Origin of the sequence: Pseudomonas sp. SJZ131 (genome assembly GCF_007828705.1) — a bacterium.
Taxonomy (GTDB): Bacteria; Pseudomonadota; Gammaproteobacteria; order Pseudomonadales; family Pseudomonadaceae; genus Aquipseudomonas; species Aquipseudomonas prosekii.
This window is the reverse complement of sequence record NZ_VIVC01000006.1, coordinates 136,413-156,467: the sequence shown is the minus strand read 5'-3', so window position 1 is coordinate 156,467 and position 20,055 is coordinate 136,413. Positions and strand designations below refer to the sequence as shown.

Here is a 20,055-nt window from a genome sequence, read left to right as displayed (position 1 = left end):
CATGGAATATAAAAAGTGAAAAGTATTAGAACGCTTTTTTTGGCAAGTTTTTCAGGAAAAGTGATTTTTGCCGCTTCAAGTTTGATCTCATTACCGCTCCTGACGAAAGTTCTGGGTGCGGAGGCCATCGGGCTAATCGGTTTTTTTACGTCACTTCTGATGGTTTTGATGGTACTGGAAGGCGGTTTGACGAGCAGCATTATTCATAGACTCGCATCGTCTTCACGGCGTGAGAGCTATGCGCCTGCAAGACACAAAAAATCCACCCAGATATTGGTCAAAACGTATCTGTCGGTGTTCTCAGTTTTGGGAATCTTCATAGTTTTGTTGGTTTGGTTGAGTGCGGATACGGTTACTAATCACTGGCTAAATTTTGAAAAACTTTCGCACTCGGAAGTATTAGAATCAATCCATTATATGGCTATTTTTATTGGCCTTAATTTACCGATTCTCGCCCTACAAGGAGTGTTTGTTGGTCGTGAGATGCAGCCAACGCTTAACGTAATTTACATTCCATATTCTGTTGCTAGAACTTTGGGAGTTGTATTGCTTCTTCAGTTAATGCAGCCAGGGGCAGGCGTCACTGATTACTTCTATATGCAAGTAATCATTCAGATTCTATATTTATTATCGCTGTTAGTTTTCTTGTATCGTGCATTGGATTTTAATCCGTTTAGTAAAGGTTTCAAGCTGGCGGTGTTGAAGAAGGGTATGAAGTTCAGTGGAGGGGTGTTACTGATATCTTTGACTTCGATTGTGGCTGTCCAATACGACAAGATCTATCTGAGTGGTAGTGTTGGTCTTTCGGATTATGCTGCTTATACATTGGCGGCAACTCTTGCAGGTGTTCCATATATATTCTCTACGGCGTTCAGTGCCGTATTGTTTCCCCGTTTTTCAAAAAGTTTTGCGAGTGGCAACCAGAATGAGCTCGAAAGAGTGTATCGTTCTGCTTTTTCCATTATTGCGTTGGTCATGTCCGTATTATGCGGCTCCATATACTGGTTGTCAGGCGGATTGGTGCATGTGGTTTTTGAGACGGAACTTGCAGACAAAATTAACGCGATTTTTCCAGTGCTAGTCATTGGTACCGCGCTCCAGTCATTATCAATAGTTCCTTTTTCACTCCAGTTAGCGATGAAGTGGACGAAACTGGCTTTTAAGTTAAATTTTTTTTGCGTTTCTATAATGGTTGTAATGTTGCCGATTTTTGTCGATGTCTACGGGGTTTTGGGTGCCGCATATATTTGGGTCTTATATAATATAATATCCATAGTCCTGACCTGTTTCTTTTTAATTCGAAAGCTGCCTTACCTATCGGACACGTTAATAGTGGCAGCGAAAATCACTGTTTCTATGATCGCTCTCTGCTGGTCAACTTTTGGCCTGCTGGATTACCTGATGTTTTGGTCTCTTTCTTCAATTTATTTGGTGGGAATACAGATTCTGTTGAGTGGGCTCGTACTGCTTGCAGGTGCTTATTTCTACAGAAAACAATTGAAAGATTTTAACTAGGATCACGGTCTTTTCTTCTACTAGTCGCAATATGGTCGCTGGGTGATAACTATGAAAATATTAGTTCTGGGTGCTACGGGGATGCTGGGTAGCACAATGTTCAGACAACTGTTCGGCGATGAGCGGTACGATGTCTGGGGTACTACTCGCAGCCCGTCGGCCCTCGTAAGATTTTCCGAGCAAGAGAGAGCTAAACTTCTTTCGAATGTGGACGTGTTAGATGCAGATCAGCTGATCTCTGTGTTCAATGATGTAAAACCTGATGCGGTTATAAATTGCATCGGTCTGATAAAGCAATTATCGACAGCTAAAGACCCTATGGCGGTATTGCCGATAAATTCGTTGTTGCCTCACAGACTTTCAAAAATCTGTGAACTGTCTAATGCGCGACTTGTACAGATCAGCACTGACTGTGTGTTTTCAGGCCGCAAAGGAATGTATACGGAGGCTGATGTATCCGACGCAGAAGATATCTATGGGAAATCCAAGTTCTTGGGCGAGGTAGTGGATTCGAAGTTGGCCGTTACATTGAGAACATCCATAATTGGTCACGAGCTAAATAGTACTTTCTCTCTGGTTGACTGGTTTTTGAGTCAGTCAGGAAGCGTAAAGGGCTTCGCCAAGGCTATTTTTTCAGGATTGCCCACAGTCGAATTAGCAAGAGTTATACGGGATTTCGTTTTACCCAATCCCGAGCTGAGTGGTCTTTATCAAGTCGCTGCAAGCCCGATAGATAAATATTCTTTGCTAAAACAAATAGCATCCATTTACGAAAAGAAAATTGAGATTGTCAGGGATGAAAGCCTGGTCATCGATCGATCATTGGATCCTTCAAAATTTAAAGCTGCCACAGGTTATGTCGCGCCGTCTTGGGCTGATTTAATCGATTATATGCATCGTACCCGCTGATAGAGTCTGGAGAATCTATGTTCGATAATAAAGTATTAATGATTACCGGTGGCACTGGATCCTTCGGGAACACAGTGCTCAAACGCTTTCTAGATACTGCGGTAAAGGAAATCAGGATTTTTAGCCGCGATGAGAAAAAGCAAGAAGACATGCGCATCGCGCTTGGCAATGACAAGGTAAAATTCTACATTGGTGATGTGCGCGATTATTCAAGCATTGAACAAGCGCTATCTGGCGTTGATTACATTTTTCACGCGGCCGCATTAAAGCAAGTACCCTCATGTGAATTCTTTCCCATGGAGGCTGTAAAAACTAATGTCCTGGGCACCGAAAACGTACTCAATGCAGCGATTGCTTGCGGTGTTGAGCGGGTCGTTGTTCTAAGTACTGACAAAGCGGTTTACCCGATTAATGCAATGGGTATCTCTAAGGCAATGGCTGAAAAGTTAGTTATTGCTAAATCAAGGATGATACCTACAACTTCGAAAACGGTCATTTGCGCAACACGATATGGCAATGTGATGGCTTCGAGAGGTTCGGTGATTCCTTTATTCGTTAACCAGATTAAAAGCGGAGCTCAACTGACGGTCACAGACCCGAACATGACTAGGTTTTTGATGTCTCTCGAAGACTCTGTTGATCTCGTGTTGCATGCCTTCGAACACTCTAAGCAAGGCGATATCTTCGTTCAAAAAGCTCCTGCTTCAACCGTGGCTGATCTTGCGAATGCATTAACGCAGCTGTTCAACAAGAAAGCGGATATTAAAGTCATTGGCACACGTCACGGTGAAAAACTGTACGAATCATTGATTTCACGTGAAGAGATGGCAAAGTCAGAAGATATGGGTAAGTATTACAGAATCCCAGCCGATAATAGGGATCTGAATTATGAGAAATACTCCTCAAATGGTGAGGAGCAAGTGTCCATTCTAGATGACTACACTTCACACAATACACATCGACTTTCGGTGGAAGAAATTAAAGGCGTGCTTCAAAAGCTGGATTATATTAAAGCTGAGTTGACGACGGCTAAGTAAATATGAGTTGAGGTTGAGCAGTAAATCTAATTACTGCTCGGCTGCAGACGACTGAATATGATGAGTTATATATATGATCGAAGCGGGCGATGCAATTAAGATGGTGTATGCCGAGGTTAGCGTCATAATTCCTTGTTTTCGCTGCGTTGATTCGATACAGCGTGCGCTAACTTCGGTGTACGAGCAAACGCTCAGACCATATGAAGTAATATTGGTTGACGATTGTAGTAGCGACGGTACATTAGACTTTTTGCATAAATTGAAGTCTGAGTTTCCTGAGCAATGGATCAAAATAATCGCTTTGCCGCAAAATGCGGGACCAGCTTCAGCACGAAATGCTGGGTGGGCGAGTGCTTCTCAACCTTTTGTTGCTTTCCTGGATTCAGATGATAGTTGGCATCCGCACAAAACCGCGATACAACTTGCGTGGATGAAAAATAATCCGGAAGTTAGCATTACGGGCCAGGATTGTGTTGCTATTCTAGATGAACCGACAAGCCCTAAGCCTTCGATAGATGATATTGCGTTCTATGAGGTTTCCGGAAACCAGTTACTGGCGGCTAACAGATTTTCCACTTCTTCGGTAATGGTATCTTCCTCTTTGGATATCAGATTCTACAGTGGGAAAAGATATTGCGAAGACTATCTGCTGTGGTGTCATGCTATATTTTCCGGTAGTAAATGTTATCGCTATCATGCACCGTTAGCTTACTCTTACAAGCCACGCTATGGCGACTCTGGTTTGAGCGGGAATTTATGGCGTATGGAGCGGGGTGAGCTTTTTGTATACCACTTTCTTTTTAAAAAGAAATTGATAGGGCTGGCAACCTATTTTGTTTTTGGAGCGTGGTCGATTATTCGATTTGTTCGTCGAGTGTTAAAGGTTTTTCTCGGTATGAATAATTTATGATCTATTTGATAGGTTGGACATTGATTTTTACAGTGTTGACTTTATCGGAGCTCACGGGCAATAGATCTCGCTCGCCGTTATTCATTTTGCTTATTTTTTTTACAATGATCTCGGTGTTGAGGGGTGATGTTGGTACCGACACAAATACGTATGAGTTCCTTGTCAGCGGACTCTATAATGGCACTGATACCGGCGGTATGGAGCCCGGCTTTATAGGGGTTTCTGAAGTTTTGTTGGGAGTGTTTGATAGCCCGGTGATGGTTGTAAGATTCTTTGCATTGATATTTTTTGGCTTGTTGTACTTTTACGTCGCCAGATCTAATAAAAATGAAAGATTCTTGTTTCTTGCTTATATTGCGCCCGCTTTTATTTATCAGTACAGCATGAATGTAATTAGGCTCGGTATAGCATCCGGATTACTGATATTGGCTGCACAATATTTTAATCGAAGCCGAATCAAGAGTTCTGCAGCTTTTGCCGTTGGCTCCGTTTTGTTTCATTACTCGATAATGTGTTCTTTTGCGATAATTTGGCTCAGCCAGATGCGCTGGAGTAGATTTTCTACTGTGTTCGCAGGACTGTTTTTTTTCGCGTTAGCGATGGCTGTCGTCTACTTAAATATGGATTATTTTCAGTTGAAGCTCGCTTCGTATCAAGGATTCAGTGCTCCAGGCGAATCATCTGGGTTAAGTAAATTGGTGGTTTTGGTCATATTGGTGTTCGGTATATTATTCAGTGGCCTTCAGCGTGCTGACAAAACAAAATTGTCTGCGCTAGGTGCTGGGTTAGGTTCTCTGTTTTGGATGCTTTCCGCCTATACATACGCGGGATTGCGATTTCTTGATTTGCTTTCGTTCGCACTTCCAGTCGCGGTGTTGATTACTCACAATCGACGTCAAATAAACTTTAATCTAGCGATAAAGATTTGTCTGGTTTTGTCTGGAATGCTGGGCGCTGTGAGTGCATTCAAAAACTTTCTTTCAGAGGAAGGAGTTGGACCGTCCCCTTTTCTGCCCTACACAGTAAATTTAATATTTGAGCTAATCTAAATGTTCAGTGAAGTCAATGCAGATGGACGGAAAGCGAACTGGAATGTGAGTTTTAAATCATCTATCGCGCCGCCTCTAGATTGTTATTTTACGGTTCTTGAAAATATACTGAAGTAAATTTGTGGGAGAGTCGTACATGATTAGTTTTTACTGGATATTACCGTTTGCTCTCATCGGTGCACTGATAGGAACGGCAATGTTGCGCAAATATGCGCTTTCCAATAGTTTGATTGATATACCTAACTCTAGGAGCTCTCATACTTTACCCACTCCGCGGGGAGGGGGCGTTGCTATCGTAGTTTCATTTATTGCAAGCGCAATTTTACTAGGGGTTTCTGGTTTTGTACCTTGGATGCTTGTTTGGGGGTTAGTCTTACCGGGCACGTTGATAGCTTTGATCGGGTTTCTTGATGATCACGGCCATGTTCCGGCTAGGTGGAGATTGTTAGGCCATTTTGCCGCAGCCGCCTTAGCCATGTTTTTTGTGAATGGATTACCATTAATCCAGTTCTTTAATTTTTCGTTGGATTTAGGTTGGTTTGGATACGCCGTGGGGGCCGTATTTCTGGTCTGGTTATTAAACCTTTATAATTTTATGGACGGCATTGACGGGCTTGCGAGTTTAGAGGCAATCTTCGTGTGTGCGGGGGGGGCGATTTTATATGCACTCGCAAATGCTCCAGAATTGTTTTGGCTTCCGCTAACCCTTGCCTGTGCTGTTGCAGGATTTTTATACTGGAATTTCCCTCCTGCCCGTATTTTCATGGGAGACGCCGGCAGTGGCTTTCTAGGCATTACCTTAGGCGTCCTCTCTCTGCAGGCCGCTTCGATAAATCCAGCACTATTGTGGGCTTGGTTGATTTTGCTGGGAGTGTTTATTGTTGATGCGACTTGCACGCTTTTTGTTAGGCTGCTGCGTGGCGAGAAGGTTTACGAAGCGCACCGTAGCCATGCTTACCAAATCATGTCGCGCCGGACGGGCAGTCATCGTCGGGTTTCCTTGGTGGTCCTAGCCATTAACTGCGTCTGGTTATTACCGCTAAGCGTACTTGTATGCTTGGGAGTAGTCGATGGGGTGCTCGGCGTAGCAGTCGCTTACTTTCCCTTGGTCGTGGCAGCTCTCCGAATCAAGGCTGGTCAGCGAGAAATTTGCCAATAGTTTTACGAACGTTCCCTATCGGTGTGGCTGGCGCAGAGGCTGAAGGGTTGAATAGGTTTGAGATAAAAGCAGTTGGGCCTTAAGCTTACGCTCCGCTTTATTTGAAAAGGATATTGAGATGCTTCGACAATGGCTGCTTCAGCTACCTCGGCGGAAAAAACGGCTGATGCAGGTTGTGACAGATTTGGTTCTGGTGTGGATAGCGCTTTGGCTGGCGTTTGTGGTTCGTCTTGGCTTAGATGAGTTCACTAATCCACTGAGAGATCATCTTTGGTTGTTTATAAGCGCCTCGGTGGTCGCAATCCCTTTGTTCGTCAGATTCGGATTGTATCGCGCCGTCTTGCGTTATTTTGGCAACGACGCTCTCATCGCAATCGTCAAGGCTGTCACTCTGTCGGCATTGATTCTTGGCGTGGTCGTCTACTGGTATAGCAATCATCAAAACGTTGTTCCACGTTCGATCATTTTCAACTATTGGTGGTTGAGCCTGATTATGATCGGTGGACTGCGTTTGGCCATGCGTCAATATTTTCTTGGTGACTGGTTCAGCGCTGCTCAGCACGTCCCTTTTACCAGTCGTGACGATGGGCTGCCTCGAGTGGCAATTTATGGTGCAGGGGCAGCGGGCAACCAGCTCGTTGCAGCCTTGCGTATGGGGCGAGTGATGCGGCCAGTCGCGTTCATTGATGATGATAGCGGCATCGCCGATAGAGTCATTTCTGGTCTGCAAGTCTACAAGCCTAAACATATACAGCAGATGATCGATACCACGGGAGCCCAGGAAATTCTTCTTGCTATTCCGTCTTCGAACCGCGGTCGTCGTCGCGAAATCCTTGGGTATCTGGAAGGATTCCCGCTCCACGTCCGAAGCGTTCCAGGCTTTATGGACTTGGCGAGTGGCCGCGTAAAGGTCGATGACATTCAAGAAGTGGACATAGCTGACTTGTTGGGTCGTGACGCTGTTCCTGCCCAAGCGGATCTGCTTGCACACTGTATTACCGGTCACTCAGTATTAGTAACCGGCGCCGGTGGCTCCATTGGGTCTGAACTGTGTCGGCAAATTCTTACTTTACGGCCTACGACGCTTCTGTTGTTTGAGCACAGCGAATTCAATCTTTACAGCATTCTTTCGGAGCTAGAACAGCGAATTACTCGCGAATCTTTATCCGTCCGGTTATTGCCCATTCTAGGTTCAGTACGTAACCAGGGTAAATTGTTAGACGTAATGAAGACTTGGCATGTAGAAACGGTCTATCACGCTGCGGCGTACAAGCACGTACCCATGGTGGAACACAACATTGCTGAGGGCGTTTTAAATAATGTCATAGGCACGCTTAATACTGCTCAGGCTGCATTGAAGGCGGGTGTTGCAAACTTTGTCCTGATTTCAACAGACAAAGCTGTTCGTCCTACCAATGTCATGGGCAGCACTAAACGCTTGGCCGAGTTGACCCTGCAAGCTCTCAGTCGGGAGTTAGCCCCGGTATTGTTCGATGATACATCGAACATAGCGCATGTTAATAAAACGCGTTTCACCATGGTGCGATTCGGTAACGTTCTGGGTTCCTCTGGGTCGGTTATTCCACTGTTTCACAAACAAATCAAGTCAGGCGGCCCGCTTACGGTTACCCATCCGAAGATAACTCGTTATTTTATGACCATTCCTGAGGCAGCGCAGCTTGTCATCCAGGCAGGTTCCATGGGGCAGGGTGGTGACGTGTTTGTTTTGGATATGGGCGAACCTGTCAAAATTGTTGAACTGGCAGAGAAGATGATTCATTTGTCAGGCTTAAGCGTGCGTTCGGAAAAAAACCCTCACGGAGACATTGCAGTCGAATTTACTGGCCTACGTCCGGGCGAAAAGCTCTATGAGGAATTGCTGATTGGCGACAATGTCAGCGCCACTCAACATCCGATGATCATGAGCGCAAATGAGGATCACCTTGCCTGGGATGTATTGAAGGGCAAGTTAGGTGATCTGGTTCAGGCTGTCGAAAAGGATGACTACACGCTTGTACGCCAACTCCTTCGTGAAACGGTCAGTGGATACACGCCAGATGGCGAGATCGTTGACTGGATCTATCAGCAACGTCGTCTGGAACCTTGACTTTCTCACATTCTGAAACGTACACACTTTTGACAGTTTCATGAGATCGCCTAAGGTTGAGGAGCAGCATCGGAGATGCTGCTTTCTCAATAGATGTCATGGAGCTTCATTAATGCGTAAAAGTTATTTCTACTCGTTGGTTTTCGCCCTCCTTAGCTGCGCTTCTATTGCGGTTGTTGCTGCACCTGTAAGCATCGCGGATACGGTCCAGCCTTCTGTGAATGCGCAGGTCATCAGAGAAGCGCAGGATGGCAAAGTCGATTTGAATAACGCAGATGCGTTGACGCTTCAACGCGAGCTAGCGGGTGTAGGGGACGCGAAGGCTAAGGCGATCATTACCTATCGCGAGAGTAATGGACCATTCGCATCTGTGGATGAGTTGCTTGAGGTGAAGGGCATTGGGAAGGCGATTCTTGAAAGAAATAAAGATAAGCTAGAAGTTAATTAACAGCTGAAACTAAAAAAGGCCGATCATTGATCGGCCTTTTTTATTGAGCGTTTAACCATATTCCATTCAATTGAAGCTAGATTGGAGCAGGATTTCGCCATCCAGCCTCTAACTGAGACAAAGACACAAAGGTTATTTTTCTGAATCTACGATTTTCGGAAAAGCAATAGTTCTGAAAAGCGCGAGCATTACGCCCAGCAAAAGCCCCAACGTAAATCCTAAACCGACTATTATGGCTTTTTTTGGCTTAATCGGCCCTGGCGGTGGCGTCGCAATCTTGTCAATGTTAACCAAATTGAATTGATCGAAGTTGATATGAAGATTGTTCAAATGCGCTAATTCTTCACGAATTTCGCTCAGGCCTTTGAGGAATAGCTCTTCGTTACCACGTTGTCTTAAGAGAGCAACTTCGCGATTATTGGCGAGGAGGTTCAGTTCCTTTTGAATTTCATCAACACGGGGCTCGGTAAAGTCATCCGAATTACGGGACCGCAGCGTTGCTCGTTCTGCTTCAAGCGCTGACTGGCCCATGAAATACAAAGGGATTGCCTGGTTGCTGACCTCTGTGCGTATCATGTTGCCCTGTCTGCTCTGTCCTGACTCTCCAAGAGCAGAAGGAGTAGTAGGAGCAACGATGCCCAGTTTGGTGGCAATCGTGATTGCTTCGTCCAACTGTTTGATGCGGTTTTGCCGGCGAGTCTGCAATTGCTGCCGCAATGCTTTGAGTTCGTCCTGAAGCCATTCTTTTTTAAGTTGGTCTTTCTCTAAAAGCGCCGCGATTTTCGAATCTTTTTCAGCGTCATAAGCCGCTTTTTTTGATAAAAGCTTTCTTTCTACTTGAGCTATGCGGTTGGCAATAATAACTTGAAAATCAGCTTCTACTTTTTCTTTTTCGCGCTTAACTACATAGTCTGTGAAGTTGTTTACAATCAACACACCATTGACGCCAGCGGGATACTCCACGCCTAGTTGAATGGCTTCTGAAAGGTTTGCAGTTTTCTTCGGATCGATTTGGTCGACCGTGAAAGCTTTGGTATTGAAGTTTTCAATGGTTTCTTCGATTGGCTTGCCAGGAATTTGCAGCGGGCTGAGCAAATCCGGATTGGCCAGGAAAAACTTACGTCGCTCGTCATAAGACTCCATGGAGGAGCCGATTCGTCTTAATGCTTCTTCAGGTTGTATCTTATATAGACCGGTTTCATTCAGCATGTCCAACTCCGCCGAAGCGACTGGCCTGACATAGTTCTGAACTTTATACTGCGGCTGTGCCATTAGGGCATAGGTAACTGCAATCGAAGTAGAGAGCGCAGTAAAAATGAGAATAATGCCTCGTTGCTTCCACAAACTTCGGAGCAGTTCTGCAATATCAATTTCATGCTGTCCATTGTCATGCTGTATTTTTGCAGGGAAGTTCATGTAACCCTCAGGCTTAGAAACAGTTACCGATAAGCAAGGTACTTAGTTAGTCGCTGTTGTTGGCGTTGGCAAATTATTTAGATATTTAGCATTGTCTCGTATCTAAATGTGCACGGCAAGGCGCGAGCAGGGTGATTTGCCCTTCTTCTGCTTGCCGTTTTGGGCTTGGAACGTGAACGACTGACGAGGGTTCAACAACAAACTTGCGCTTTGCAACTCTAAGAATTGGCAGATGGGCCAATGAACATTGGGGTACGGCGGTGCGCCTGCCGGCTCCTTCCGCTGGTCCGAATGAAAAAATTACGTATGTCATATTTTCATTGGATTATGCCTATAATAAATCCTCGTCCTATTCTGACGTTTCCAAACGTCATTTCTCCACGATCCCAGAAGGAGCACAGCCATGACTACCCCTGAATCCCAAGGCACAGCCCTCATCACCGGCGCCTCCTCAGGCATCGGCGCTATCTACGCCCATCGCCTGGCCGCTCGCGGTTTCGATTTGCTGTTGGTCGCCCGCGACGAGCAACGCCTTCAGGACGCCGCCACCCAACTGCGCGAGCAGCACGGCATTCAGGTCGAAGTGCTCACAGCTGACCTCACGCAAAAAGACCAAGTCATAAAAGTTGAACAACGTCTGCGCAGCGATTCGAGCATCAGCCTGCTGCTGAACAATGCGGGAGTTGCCAGCGACGGTTTACTCGCGAACGCCGACATGGAACAACTTGAGCAACTGATTCAGCTCAACGTCACCACGGTCACGCGCCTGGCGTCGGCGGCTGCAGCCAGTTTTGCCAAAGCGGGGCGCGGCACGATTATCAACATTGCCTCGGTCGTGGCTTTGTTTCCGGAACGGTTTAATGCGACTTATAGCGCCAGCAAGGCGTATGTTCTGAGCCTGACCCAATCTTTGGACGCGGAACTCAGCGGCACCGGCGTGCGAGTGCAAGCGGTTTTGCCTGGGGTGACGCGCACCGAGATTTGGCAGCGCTCGGGGATTGATGCCAGCGGCATCCCGGCGGAAATGATCATGGATGCAGCGGACATGGTGGATGCGTCGTTGGCCGGTCTGGACCAGGGCGAATTGATCACTATTCCTTCGTTGCCGGATGCGTCCGAGTGGCAAGCCTTTGTTGCGGCCCGTCATGTGATGGCGCCGAACCTGTCCCGAGATAAGCCCGCCGCACGTTACAAGTGAGGCGTCATGAATCGGTTTGAGGTGAATGCGGTATGAGTGATTGTCGAATAGTTGTGACTGGAATGGGCCTGGTGTCGCCATTGGGTTCTGGCGTCGAAGCCGTGTGGGCACGCCTGTTGGCCGGGCGTTCCGGACTGCGCGCATTGCCCGACGCAGTGGTTGCGGATCTGCCGGCCAAGGTCGGCGGCGCGGTGCCGAGCATTGCTGACGATGCCGAAGCGGGTTTTGACCCGGACCGGGCCATCGCGCCCAAAGAACAGAAGAAGATGGATCGCTTCATCATGTTCGCCATAGAAGCCGCGCGTCAGGCGCTGGAGCAGGCCGGTTGGCAGGCGCAGGACGCTAATGCTCAGGAACGCACCGCAACGATTATCGGCTCGGGCGTCGGTGGTTTTGGCGCCATTGCCGATGCGGTGCGCACCACCGATACGCGCGGGCCGCGACGCTTGTCGCCGTTCACCATTCCCTCGTTTCTGGTCAACCTGGCGGCGGGGCACGTGTCGATCCTGCATGGTTTCAAAGGTCCGCTCGGCGCGCCGGTAACCGCATGCGCCGCTGGTGTTCAGGCGATCGGCGATGCGGCGCGGCTGATTCGCAGTGGCGAGGCGGATATTGCCGTGTGCGGCGGCGCCGAAGCGTCGATTGATCGCGTCAGCCTGGCCGGATTTGCTGCCGCGCGGGCCTTGTCCAGTGCTTACAACGAAACCCCGGAGCGCGCCTCGCGGCCATTCGACAAAGATCGCGACGGTTTTGTGATGGGCGAGGGCGCCGGTCTGCTGGTGATCGAATCGCTCGAGCATGCATTGGCCAGGGGCGCTAAACCGATCGCCGAGCTGGTCGGCTACGGCACCAGTGCGGATGCCTATCACCTGACCGCCGGACCTGAAGATGGCAGCGGTGCTCGGCGGGCAATGTCGTTGGCATTGGCGCAAGCCGGGGTCAGCGCCGATCAGGTGCAACACCTCAATGCTCACGCGACGTCGACGCCAGTCGGGGATCTCGGGGAGTTGGCGGCGATCAAGTCATTGTTCGGTGCGGATAACAAGATTGCGGTGACGTCGACCAAGTCTGCGACCGGTCATTTACTCGGCGCCGCTGGCGGCATCGAAGCGATCTTCACCCTGTTGGCCATTCGCGATCAAATCGTCCCGGCCACGCTCAATTTCGATAACCCGGACCCGGCGGCGCAGGGTGTCGACATCGTTCACGGCCAGGCGCGGTCGATGCCGATTGAATACGCGCTGTCGAACGGCTTCGGTTTTGGCGGCGTGAATGCCAGCGTGCTGTTCAAGCGCTGGAGTGATTAATCGTTGTTCTGTTTCAGGTGATCGCGCGTCACGTCGAGAATCCGCTGGGCCAACTCGGCGTTCTCGACACTGCGCGATAACATCAGCGCACCGACCAGCGTCGACATGATGACAATGCTGCGTTCGCTTAGCTGTTCGCCTTCAAGAGTGCTTTGCACTTGCTCAAGTCTGGCGTTGAGCACTTGATCGGTGGTCGGGCTGGGTTGGCCGCGCAGTCCGAGTTCTGAAGACATGGTCGGCAGCGGGCAACCTTGATCCGGCGAGGTCTGGTGCCATTCGGAGAGATAACTGTCGATGAACGCGTCGAGCGGCCGTTGCTCAGCGAAGAGCGTGGCGCAATGCGCGTCGAGTTCATCGCGGGCCATTTGCAGGGCTTTTTCCACCAGTTCATCTTTCGACTTGAAGTGCGAATAAAAGCCGCCGTGGGTCAGGCCCAATGCTTTCATCAAGGGTTGCAGGCCGGTCGCCCCGATGCCGTCGCGGCGAAAACGTGCAGACGCTTCCTTGATGATGCGTTGGTGGGTCTGGGCTTTATGGTCCTGCGTGTAACGCATTTTGGGTCTCCGCGACAATGCGCCATCTTACCCAATGAATATTGGATGGTGACTGTACTTCTACTGCAAAAAAGCATGCAGATGCGCGCCATTCGGCTGGGCGGCGTGTTTTTTGGAAGACTGCCGCAGAACTGTCGAGCGCAAAAAAAAAACCCCACCGCGAAGGTGGGGTTTTTTTATCAGCGGTCCTGCGCATCCTTGGCGTCCGCGACTGCATTGCGTTCAGCGATGCGTTTGCGTTGCTCTTCGGTCAGATCGACCTTGGTGGCGGTGTCGCGCAACATCATCAAACCGCCAACGATCGAGCCGATTGCAACGACCAGAATCAACCAGGCATACCAGGGCATAGGGCTCTCCTTGAGGGCAGGCCGGTTGGCGGATTTCGCCAACCGAGCGTGCATACCACTTTGAGCGATCAGATTTCGCAGTGGTTCCATTCTAGGCCTGTAATGTCTCGCGCGTATCCCTCGTTACCGCCCCTTGCTACAAGCCAGTCAGCATCGCATCCGCTGGCGCATCGGCGCGTAATTGCGCGGTGAGCATGAAGTACACAAACCCGACGACCATGAAGCCCACGAAGATCAGCCCGATCAAGGTGTTGAACCACGCCATCGCCACCAGGCACACCACCGCCAACACCAGCGCGATCATCGGCACCAGCGGATAACACGGCGCGCGGAAAGTCCGTTCCAGGTTTGGCTCGGTTTTGCGCAGTTTGAACAGGCTGAGCATGCTCATGATGTACATGACGATGGCGCCGAACACCGCCATGGTGATCATCGCCGCGGTCAGCGTCATGCCGCCAAGGTTGATCAAGCCGTCACTGTAAATAGCCGCGATGCCGATCAGCCCACCGGCGATGATCGCCCGGTGCGGCGTCTGGAAGCGCGACAGCTTGGCCAATGATTTCGGCAAGTAACCGGCGCGGGCGAGGGCGAAGAACTGGCGCGAGTAGCCAAGAATGATCCCGTGGAAACTCGCCACCAGTCCGAACAGGCCAATCCACACCAGCATGTGCAGCCAACCGGAGCTTTCGCCGACCACGGTTTTCATCGCTTGCGGCAGCGGATCGTTGATGTTCGACAGGGTGCGCCAGTCGCCGACGCCGCCAGCAAAGAACATCACGCCCATCGCCAGCAGTACCAAGGTCAGAATGCCGCTGATGTAAGCCTTGGGAATCGTCCGTTTCGGGTCCTTGGCTTCTTCGGCGGCCATGGCTGCGCCTTCGATGGCGAGGAAAAACCAGATCGCAAACGGGATCGCCGCGAACATCCCGGCAATCGCCGGCGCGCCGAACACATCGGAACCGGCCCAGCCATTCAGGGCAAAGTTGCTGAAGCTGAAGGCCGGCGCGACCACGCCCATGAACACCAGCAATTCGGCCACAGCCAGGACGCAGACGATCAACTCGAAGGTTGCCGCGAGTTTTACCCCGAGAATGTTCAGGCCCATGAACAGGATATAGGCACCGACCGCTGCGTGTTTCGGGTCAAGTGCCGGAAACTGCACATTCAAGTAAGCGCCAATCGCGAGAGCGATCGCTGGCGGGGCGAAGACGAATTCGATCAGCGTGGCCAGCCCGGCGATCAATCCGCCTTTCTCGCCAAAGGCGCGGCGACTGTAGGCAAAGGGACCGCCGGCGTGGGGAATCATCGTCGTCAGCTCGGTGAAACTGAAGATGAAACAGGTGTACATGGTCGCGACCATAAAGGACGTCACCAGAAAACCCAGGGTTCCGGCGACGCCCCAGCCGTAACTCCAGCCGAAGTACTCCCCGGAAATCACCAGCCCGACGGCGATGCCCCACAGATGCAGCGTGCCCAGCGTCGGTTTGAGTTGTGTGTTCATGCGTTGCTCCCGGAACGGTTTGGAAAGCTCGGGGGAGGGCGCGTGCAGCGGGCGTGCCATTTTGTATTTGCGCGTCGCAATGCGCGGAAAGGTGTCGTATCGGAGATGATCGGCGCTGGATGGCTATGATTTGTGCGCCAGTTGGGGGCAAGGTCGCCCGTTATGCCGCTATCGCGAGCAAGCTCGCTCCCACAATAGAAATGCATTCGCCGACACGGCACTGATCCCTGTGGGAGCGAGCTTGCTCTCGATGGCGTCCGCCCAAAACGCCTGTAACCCCCGCATAAAGCCACTCTTTACACTTTCTTTATGCCCCGCCACACCCCTCGCTCTCGTTCCTTTACAGCCTCCCTGCCGACAATGCCCCACACGCGGCAATACGCCGTTACACGGAGATTTTCCATGAGCGTTCTGGACGGGGTGTCACTGCTATTGGCAGTGGGGCTGTTCATTTATCTGCTGGTTGCGCTGTTGCGCGCGGACCGGAACTAGGAGCGGCTATGCACAGTTATGACTATTGGCTGATCCTCGGGTTTTTCGCGTTAGTGCTGATTCCCGCGCCGTTTCTCGGGCGCTTCTATTACAAAGTCATGGAAGGCCAGCGCACCTGGCTGTCGCCGGTCCTCGGCCCGGTCGAGCGCGGTTGTTATCGCGTGGCCGGGGTCGATCCGCAGGTCGAACAGAGCTGGCAGAAATACACATTGGCCTTGCTCGCCTTCAACCTCGCAGGCTTCCTGCTGCTGTTCGCGATCCTGTTGTTCCAGGACCACTTGCCGCTGAATCCGCAAAACCTGCCGGGCCAGGAGTGGACGCTGGCGTTCAACACCGCCGTCAGTTTCATGACCAACACCAACTGGCAGGCCTACAGCGGCGAAGCGTCGCTCAGTTATCTGAGCCAGATGGCCGGCCTCACCGTGCAGAACTTCGTCAGCGCCGCCACCGGTCTGGCGGTGTTGGTGGCACTGTGTCGCGGCATCGGCCGCAAATCGACAAAAACCCTCGGCAACTTCTGGGTCGACATGACCCGCGCCACCCTCTACGGCCTGCTGCCGCTGTGCCTGCTGCTGGCGCTGTTTCTGGTCTGGCAGGGCGTGCCGCAAACGTTCGCGCAATACGTCAATGCCGTGACCATGCAAGGCGTCGATCAGGTGATCCCGCTCGGCCCGGCAGCGAGCCAGATTGCGATCAAGCAACTGGGCACCAACGGCGGTGGCTTCTTCGGCGTCAACTCGGCGCATCCGTTCGAGAACCCGACAGCGTGGAGCAACTTGTTCGAAGTCGGTTCGATCATCCTGATCCCGGTCGCGCTGGTGTTCACCTTCGGCCATTACGTCAAGGACCTGCGCCAGAGCCGCGCGATCATCGCCTGCATGCTCGCGCTGTTCCTGATCGGCGGCGCGACCTCGCTGTGGGCTGAGTACCAGCCGAATCCAGCGCTGGCCAACGCTGCCGTCGAGCAGACCGCGCCACTTGAAGGCAAGGAAGCGCGCTTCGGCACCACGGCGACGGTGTTGTGGTCGGTGACCACCACGGCGGCATCGAATGGTTCGGTCAACGGCATGCACGACAGCCTCAACCCGCTGAGCGGCATGGTCGCGATGGTCAACATGATGGTCGGCGAAGTGATCTTCGGCGGCGTCGGCGCCGGGCTCTACGGCATGCTGCTCAACGTGCTGATCGCGGTGTTCCTCGCCGGCCTGATGATCGGCCGCACGCCGGAATACCTGGGCAAAAAACTCCAGGCGCGGGAAGTGCAATTACTGGTCGTGACTTTGCTGGTGATGCCGGTCGGCGTGCTGGTGCTCGGCGCGATTGCCGCCAGTTTGCCCGGCCCGGTCGCGGCGGTGAGCAACCCCGGCGCCCACGGTTTCAGCCAGTTGCTGTACGCCTACACCTCGGCCAGCGCGAATAACGGTTCGGCGTTTGGCGGTTTTGGCGCGAACACCGCGTTCCACAACTTGATGCTGGGCCTGGGCATGCTGATCGGTCGTTTCGGTTACATCCTCCCGGTGCTGGCGTTGGCCGGCAGCCTGGCGATGAAGAAAACCGCACCAATCGGCCCGAACAGTTTCCCGACCCACGGCGCGCTGTTCGTGACGCTGCTGACCGTGACCATTTTGCTGGTGGGTGGCCTGACGTTCTTGCCGACGCTGGCCCTGGGTCCTATTGCCGAACATCTGAGCATGGGCTTCTGAGCCAGGCTTTTTCGAGGAGCTGATGATGAATATGCCCGCAACCAAACCGGTCGCCGCCAAGGCGCCGGAACAACCGAAAACCGCGATCTCGGCGCTCTGGCGTCCAGCGCTGGTGCAAGCCTTCGTCAAGCTGGATCCGCGCCAGTTGCAACGGGCGCCGGTGATGTTGGTGGTCGAACTGACCGCCGTGCTGACCACCGTGTTGTGTTTCATTCCCGACAGCGCCGTGCCGACCTTTGTTGCTGCGCAAATCGCGTTGTGGCTGTGGTTTACCGTGCTGTTTGCCAATTTCGCCGAAGCCTTGGCCGAAGGTCGCGGCAAGGCCCGCGCCGACAGCCTCAAGGCCGGCAGCGAAGGCTTGAGCGCGCGGCGCAAAACCGCCAACGGCACGTTTCAAGTGGTGCCGGCGGCCAATCTGCGCAAGGACGATGTGGTGCGCGTCGAAGCCGGGGAAATGATCCCCGGTGACGGCGAGGTCATCGAAGGCATCGCGGCGGTCAACGAAGCGGCGATTACCGGCGAGTCGGCACCAGTGATTCGCGAATCCGCCGGCGACCGTTCGGCGGTCACCGGCAATACGCGGCTGGTCTCCGATTGGCTGCTGGTGCGCATCACCGCCAACCCCGGTGAATCGACCCTGGACCGGATGATCGCGCTGGTCGAAGGCGCGAAACGCCAGAAAACCCCCAACGAAGTGGCGCTGGATATCCTGCTGATCGGCTTGACGCTGATCTTTCTGCTGGTGGTCGTGACCCTGCAACCGTTCGCGCATTTCGCCAATGGCAGCCTGCCGCTGGTGTTCCTCGTGGCGTTATTGGTCACGCTGATTCCGACCACCATTGGCGGCTTGTTGTCGGCCATCGGTATCGCCGGGATGGACCGTCTGGTGCGCCTCAACGTGATCGCCAAATCCGGCCGCGCCGTGGAAGCGGCGGGGGACGTGCACGTGCTGTTGCTGGACAAGACCGGCACCATCACTTTCGGTAACCGCCGTTGCACCGCCGTTTATGCCGCGCCCGGCGTCACCGCCAAAGAGCTGGCCGAAGGCGCGCTATTTGCCTCGCTGGCCGACGACACGGCGGAAGGCAAGTCGATCGTCGAGTTCCTGCGCAACCTGCATCCGCAGACCGAGCCAAGTGCGGAGTTGCTGACGGCGGTGCCGTTCAGCGCCGAAACGCGTTTGTCCGGTGTTGATTATCAGGGCCGCGTGTATCGCAAAGGCGCGGTGGATTCGCTGCTGGCGTTCATCGGCCAGAAACGTTCGGACCTGGCCCCGGCCATGGCTCGGGAAATCGACAAGATTGCGCAGAGTGGCGGCACGCCGTTGCTGGTGTGTGTCGACGGTAAATTGCTTGGCGCGATCCATCTCAAGGACGTGGTCAAACCGGGCATCCGCGAACGTTTCGCCGAGCTGCGCAAACTGGGGATTCGCACGGTCATGGTTACCGGCGACAACCCGCTGACCGCTGCGGCGATTGCGGCCGAGGCGGGCGTCGATGACGTGCTGGCCGAAGCCACGCCGGAGAAAAAACTCGCGCGGATTCGTCACGAGCAGAACGACGGTCGTCTGGTGGCGATGTGCGGCGACGGCGCCAACGACGCGCCGGCGCTGGCCCAGGCTGACGTCGGCATGGCGATGAATGACGGCACGCAAGCGGCGCGCGAAGCGGCGAATATGGTCGATCTCGACAGCGATCCGACCAAGCTGCTGGATGTGGTGCAAATCGGCAAAGAACTGCTGGTGACGCGCGGCGCGTTGACGACTTTTTCGATCGCCAACGACATCGCCAAATACTTCGCGATTTTGCCGGCGCTGTTCGCCTCGATCTATCCGCAATTGGGCGTGCTCAACATCATGCAACTGAGCAGTCCGCAGAGCGCGATTCTCTCGGCGATTGTCTTCAACGCGTTGATCATCGTCGTGCTGATTCCGCTGGCGCTGCGCGGCGTACGCGTGCAAGCGGCGAGTGCTGCGGCGTTGTTGCGGCGCAATTTGCTGATCTATGGGCTGGGCGGGATTGTCGTGCCGTTTGTGGGGATCAAGGCGATCGACATGTTGCTCACTGCATTGCATTTGGTTTGACCTTTGGATCGGCCCCTCACCCTAACCCTCTCCCCAGGGGGTAGAGGGGACTGACCGAGGTGTTCTTGGAGCTACATCGACCTGAAAGATCGAGTCGAACTCTGGTTTTGAAAGGCACAAAGATCGGCCCCTTTTCCTCCTCGCTCCCTTGGGTAGAGGGGACTGACCGAGGTGTTCCTGGAGCTACATCGACCTGAAAGCCCGAGTCGAACTCAGGTTTTGAACAGCACAAAGATCGGCTCCCTTTCCTCCTCGCTCCCTTGGGTAGAGGGGACTGACCGAGGTGTTCCTGGAGCTACATCGACCTGAAAGACCGAGTC

General features: G+C 52.4%; 17 protein-coding genes. 13 read left to right on the top strand and 4 right to left on the bottom strand.

The window, feature by feature from the left end:
• Window positions 1–15 precede the first annotated feature (15 nt).
• The 8 genes from FBY12_RS23915 (at window position 16) to FBY12_RS23880 (ending at window position 9,134) form a co-directional block, all read left to right on the top strand.
• Window positions 16–1,515 (top strand): oligosaccharide flippase family protein, encoded by a 1,500-nt coding sequence (locus tag FBY12_RS23915; protein ID WP_145256472.1) that lies wholly within the window; start codon window positions 16–18, stop codon window positions 1,513–1,515.
• 51 nt (window positions 1,516–1,566) lie between these two features.
• On the top strand, window positions 1,567–2,424 hold the full coding sequence (locus tag FBY12_RS23910) for an SDR family oxidoreductase (protein WP_145256469.1): 858 nt from the start codon (window positions 1,567–1,569) through the stop codon (window positions 2,422–2,424).
• Between the two features lie 17 nt (window positions 2,425–2,441).
• Window positions 2,442–3,461, top strand: coding sequence for a polysaccharide biosynthesis protein (locus FBY12_RS23905; RefSeq protein WP_109502179.1), 1,020 nt, complete (start codon window positions 2,442–2,444; stop codon window positions 3,459–3,461).
• 73 nt (window positions 3,462–3,534) lie between these two features.
• Window positions 3,535–4,371 carry a glycosyltransferase family 2 protein gene (locus FBY12_RS23900; RefSeq protein WP_145256466.1) on the top strand — a complete coding sequence of 279 codons (837 nt, stop codon included), beginning with the start codon at window positions 3,535–3,537 and terminating at the stop codon, window positions 4,369–4,371.
• Window positions 4,368–5,420 (top strand): EpsG family protein, encoded by a 1,053-nt coding sequence (locus FBY12_RS23895; protein ID WP_145256462.1) that lies wholly within the window; start codon window positions 4,368–4,370, stop codon window positions 5,418–5,420. The genes FBY12_RS23900 and FBY12_RS23895 overlap by 4 nt, the downstream gene beginning before the upstream one ends.
• Before the next feature lie 136 nt (window positions 5,421–5,556).
• Window positions 5,557–6,579, top strand: a complete 1,023-nt coding sequence (locus tag FBY12_RS23890) for a glycosyltransferase family 4 protein (protein WP_145256459.1) — start codon at window positions 5,557–5,559, stop codon at window positions 6,577–6,579.
• Between the two features lie 118 nt (window positions 6,580–6,697).
• Entirely contained in the window at window positions 6,698–8,686 is a 1,989-nt protein-coding gene (locus FBY12_RS23885) for a nucleoside-diphosphate sugar epimerase/dehydratase (RefSeq protein WP_178111804.1), read from the top strand.
• 112 nt (window positions 8,687–8,798) lie between these two features.
• The gene (locus tag FBY12_RS23880) at window positions 8,799–9,134 is read left to right on the top strand and encodes a helix-hairpin-helix domain-containing protein (RefSeq protein ID WP_145256458.1); all 336 of its coding nucleotides are present in this window, start codon (window positions 8,799–8,801) and stop codon (window positions 9,132–9,134) included.
• A 132-nt stretch (window positions 9,135–9,266) separates the two neighbouring features.
• On the opposite strand, the gene FBY12_RS23875 is transcribed toward FBY12_RS23880, so the two are convergent.
• Window positions 9,267–10,550 (bottom strand): Wzz/FepE/Etk N-terminal domain-containing protein, encoded by a 1,284-nt coding sequence (locus tag FBY12_RS23875; RefSeq protein WP_145256455.1) that lies wholly within the window; start codon window positions 10,548–10,550, stop codon window positions 9,267–9,269.
• Between the two features lie 403 nt (window positions 10,551–10,953).
• Here FBY12_RS23875 and FBY12_RS23870 point away from each other — a divergent pair, with 403 nt between their 5' ends.
• Window positions 10,954–11,748 carry an SDR family oxidoreductase gene (locus FBY12_RS23870; protein ID WP_145256452.1) on the top strand — a complete coding sequence of 265 codons (795 nt, stop codon included), beginning with the start codon at window positions 10,954–10,956 and terminating at the stop codon, window positions 11,746–11,748.
• Between the two features lie 32 nt (window positions 11,749–11,780).
• Window positions 11,781–13,055 carry a beta-ketoacyl-ACP synthase II gene (gene fabF / locus FBY12_RS23865; protein WP_145256449.1) on the top strand — a complete coding sequence of 425 codons (1,275 nt, stop codon included), beginning with the start codon at window positions 11,781–11,783 and terminating at the stop codon, window positions 13,053–13,055.
• Here the strand turns inward: fabF and FBY12_RS23860 are convergent.
• The 3 genes from FBY12_RS23860 to eat form a co-directional block, all read right to left on the bottom strand.
• Window positions 13,052–13,609, bottom strand: coding sequence for a TetR/AcrR family transcriptional regulator (locus FBY12_RS23860; RefSeq protein ID WP_145256446.1), 558 nt, complete (start codon window positions 13,607–13,609; stop codon window positions 13,052–13,054). The two genes, fabF and FBY12_RS23860, sit on opposite strands and share 4 nt — an antisense overlap.
• 179 nt (window positions 13,610–13,788) lie before the next feature.
• Entirely contained in the window at window positions 13,789–13,956 is a 168-nt protein-coding gene (locus FBY12_RS23855) for a DUF2897 family protein (RefSeq protein ID WP_101209192.1), read from the bottom strand.
• A gap of 136 nt (window positions 13,957–14,092) precedes the next feature.
• Window positions 14,093–15,457, bottom strand: coding sequence for an ethanolamine permease (gene eat, locus FBY12_RS23850; protein ID WP_145256443.1), 1,365 nt, complete (start codon window positions 15,455–15,457; stop codon window positions 14,093–14,095).
• A 402-nt stretch (window positions 15,458–15,859) separates the two neighbouring features.
• Between eat and kdpF the strand changes: the two genes are divergently transcribed.
• From kdpF to kdpB, 3 genes are read left to right on the top strand one after another with little or no spacing between them, the layout of a single operon-like run.
• Complete coding sequence (gene kdpF / locus FBY12_RS23845; RefSeq protein ID WP_007899818.1) at window positions 15,860–15,949, top strand: K(+)-transporting ATPase subunit F; 90 nt, start codon at window positions 15,860–15,862, stop codon at window positions 15,947–15,949.
• A gap of 8 nt (window positions 15,950–15,957) precedes the next feature.
• Complete coding sequence (kdpA, locus tag FBY12_RS23840) at window positions 15,958–17,652, top strand: potassium-transporting ATPase subunit KdpA (RefSeq protein WP_145256439.1); 1,695 nt, start codon at window positions 15,958–15,960, stop codon at window positions 17,650–17,652.
• Window positions 17,653–17,677: 25 nt separating this feature from the next.
• Window positions 17,678–19,735, top strand: coding sequence for a potassium-transporting ATPase subunit KdpB (gene kdpB, locus FBY12_RS23835; RefSeq protein ID WP_145256435.1), 2,058 nt, complete (start codon window positions 17,678–17,680; stop codon window positions 19,733–19,735).
• The last annotated feature ends 320 nt before the right edge of the window (window positions 19,736–20,055 follow it).